We start from the raw sequence: 3,569 nt of genomic DNA on the forward strand, positions 1-3,569 counted from the left end.
ACCTAAAGGGTTCTTACACTGTTTTACTTTTCTACCCAGCTGACTTTACCTTTGTTTGCCCAACAGAGCTTGAAGATATGCAAGAAGCTTACACAGAGCTTAAAGAGCTTGGCGCAGAAGTTTACTCAGTGTCTGTAGATACACACTTTGTTCACAAGGCTTGGCACGATGCTTCAGAAGCTATTGGCAAAATCGAGTATACAATGATAGGCGATTCTAATAAAGAGCTTACAGAAGCACTTGGCCTACTTGACGACTCAGGCAAGGCTCACAGAGCAACACTTGTTGTCGATCCTGACAATGTTATCCAAACTATCGAAATCAATGCTGACGGTATTGGCAGAAAAGCTAATGTAAATATAAACAAGGTTAAGGCTGCAAAATACGTTGCAGCCCACCCAGGTGAAGCATGCCCAGCTAAATGGGAAAGCGAAGCTGACGCAACACTTACACCAGGACTTGACCTAGTTGGTAAAATCTAATATGTTAGATAACAATCTAAAGAACCAGTTGGCCCAATATTTCGACCTCTTACAAACAGAGGTCACTATTGGGCTTTCTGCTCATAATGACGAAAACTCAAAAAAAGTTAAAGAATTTGTAGAAGAGGTAGCAGCTCTTTCCGATAAGATTAGTCTTGTCGAAAAAGACCTAGCCCTTAAGCCTTCTTTTGAAATCAAGGGAGCCTTTGACCATGGCCAGATCGTTTTTGCAGGTCTTCCACTAGGTCACGAATTTGCATCCTTTGCCCTTGCCATGCTACAAGCTGGTGGCATTGAGCCAAAGGTAGATGAGTCTACAAAGTCAAGAATTAAAGAACTTGGGGCGAGTGATTTTGAAACAATTGTTTCCCTATCCTGCCACAACTGTCCAGATGTTGTCCAAGCCCTAAATATTATGGCTATCCTAAATCCAGCTATTAACCACACTATGATCGAAGGTGGTATGTTCCAAGAAGTGGCTGAGTCTAGAGACGTCCTTGCAGTGCCTGCAATCTTTAAAGACGGCGAGTTTTTCGAAGGTGGCAAGCAAACTATTATAAGCCTATTAGATAAGCTTGGTAGCAAGATTGATAAGGATGATTTTAAAGACAAGCCTATCTTTGATGTCCTAATCGTAGGTGGTGGTCCTGCCGCATCTACAGCAGCAATCTATGCAGCAAGGAAGGGAATTAAGACAGGTATAGTTGCAAGCGAGTTTGGTGGTCAGGTAAATGAAACTTTGGCTATAGAAAACATACCTGGTTTTAAATACACAGAAGGCCCTAGCTTCATGGCTCAAATGCTTGACCAGGTTGCATCCTTAGATGTAGATATTATGACAGGTGTCCTTGCAGAAGATATAGCAAAATCTGATAACCTTGTTGAAATCACACTTGATAATAGGGCAAAACTATCAGCTAAGACTGCAATTATAGCTACAGGAGCTAGATGGAGGCTAATTGGTATCCCAGGTGAAACAGAATTTAGGAACAAGGGTGTTGCCTACTGTACCCACTGCGACGGCCCACTCTTTAAGGGTAAAAATGTAGCTGTAATCGGTGGAGGTAACTCTGGTGTGGAAGCTGCAATAGACCTTGCTGGTATTGTAAAACACGTTACAGTCCTAGAGTTTTTACCAGAGCTTAAGGCAGATGAAATTCTTCAAAAGAAGCTCCACTCACTTGACAATGTAACAGTAATTACAAATGCTCAAACCACAGGTCTCTACGGCGATGGTAAGGTGGAAAACCTCGAGTATACCGACAGAGTTAGCGGAGAAGAACATAAAATCGATATAGCTGGTTGCTTTATCCAAGTTGGTCTAATTCCAAATACCGAATGGCTAGAAAATTCTGGTATAGAAAGAAATAAGATGGGAGAGATCATTACAGCTAATGATGGATCTACAAATATAGAAAGAATCTACGCTGCCGGCGATGCTACAGATGTTAAATTTAAGCAAATCGTAATAGCAGCTGGCACAGGAGCTACAGCAGCCCTTGGCGCTTATAACCATCTTATGGTAAGTGAATAAAATAAAAAAATCGTCCTTCGGGGCGATTTTTTTAACTTAAGTTATAAAATTTTTAAAACTTAACAACATTATAATGTGACCTATATCTCTATAATTTGATAATCAAGGTCTTTAAAATCATCATCGTCATGAGATACTATAATAACGATTTTTTCTTTCGCTAATTTATTAAGGATATCAATCATTTGAAGTTTTTTAAAACTATCTACTCCCTCAAATGGCTCATCTAGTAAATATATATCTGCTTGAGTATTGATTGCTCTAATAAAAAGAGCAAATCTTTTCTCCCCGCCTGAATAATTTTTAACTTCACCCTTTGGTAAACTTTTCATAAGATTAAATGATGACTCTTCTATTTTAAATTTATTAAACAAACTTATATTATTATCTAGATCAGTATCAAATAGGTAATCAAATTGATTCATGTAGGTTATTTTTTTATCTGGAGAATTAATCCTTACATTTCCTTCAAAATCATTGTATAATCCCATAATTACGTTTAGCAATGTAGACTTACCTGATCCATTTTCACCCGTCAATCTATATATGCCTGGTTCCTCTATTTCAAAATTAATATCTTTCAATATATTTTTCCCGTTAATATAATAACTAAGATTAGAAACACCTACTGCCACATCTTTTGATTGCTTCACTATTTGGTTTCTGAAAGTATTATCCTCATTGAAAAGACTATCCATCCTGTCTCTTACAGGATCTAAATTGTTATCCATAGCTTTAAATTGAAATAATTCATCCATAGGTAGATAAACCGCATCTAGAAATCCTAATATAGCCACCAAGCTTCCCAGAGTCATATCCCCTCTTGAAATTCTTACTATGGATATTCCAAGTATGAGTACTGGCATAAAAGAAGTTACAAAATTCCTTAAGAAATAAAAAATCGCCATCCACTTATTGAGACTTTTTTCTTTAGAGTAAAGTATTTCATTATTTTTAATAATTTGTCCATTAATTCTCTCTTCAATATTGTAGGACTTTATGGAAATAAGGTTTTTAAGAACATCTAGAAAATTTTGATTAACCGTATCTCTAGATTCATAACCTTCCTTAACAAATCTTTTCATAGGTTTTAAAGTCAACTTTGTTGAAATATAATATAAGGGCAATGAAAAAAGAACAACAAATCCCACAAAAGAATCTAAAGTAAAAAGCATCGCATAGGTTATTATAAACCTTATAGTATTTGCAACTATCATAAAATAATAGAGACTTACATATTCCCCTATTTGACTAGCATCAGCGCTTATCATAGTAGTTATATTACCCTGACTAATATTTTTCGACTTTTCATAATCAAAAGATACTACTTTCTCGAGCACATCTTTTCTGACATCAGCCTCAACTCTTTTCTGAAATATCTTTAAAAAATAATCATAAACAATTAGAGTAAAGACATTAACTCCTATCATACAGAGAACTAAAAAAACAAAATTTTTAAAAGCCTGACTTATTAATCCACTAGTGATGGAGTCAATTACAAACTTATATGAGTAGTTGTATAATAACGCAAATATATTACAAACAGTTACCAA

General features: G+C 35.9%; 3 protein-coding genes. 2 read left to right on the forward strand and 1 reads right to left on the reverse strand.

Annotated elements, in window-relative coordinates:
• Together Q0410_RS06685 and ahpF are read left to right on the forward strand one after the other, a co-directional pair.
• The coding region (locus Q0410_RS06685) for a redoxin domain-containing protein (protein WP_299034642.1) at positions 1–482 on the forward strand (482 nt) is incomplete at its 5' end.
• Position 483: 1 nt separating this feature from the next.
• Positions 484–2,016 (forward strand): alkyl hydroperoxide reductase subunit F, encoded by a 1,533-nt coding sequence (ahpF, locus tag Q0410_RS06690; protein ID WP_299034645.1) that lies wholly within the window; start codon positions 484–486, stop codon positions 2,014–2,016.
• An 80-nt stretch (positions 2,017–2,096) separates the two neighbouring features.
• Here ahpF and Q0410_RS06695 read toward each other — a convergent pair.
• A partial coding sequence (locus Q0410_RS06695; RefSeq protein WP_299034648.1) for an ABC transporter ATP-binding protein occupies positions 2,097–3,569 on the reverse strand: 1,473 nt, incomplete at its 5' end.

The sequence above is a fragment of the uncultured Anaerococcus sp. genome, assembly GCF_937934665.1.
In the GTDB taxonomy this organism is placed as follows: Bacteria; Bacillota; Clostridia; order Tissierellales; family Peptoniphilaceae; genus Anaerococcus.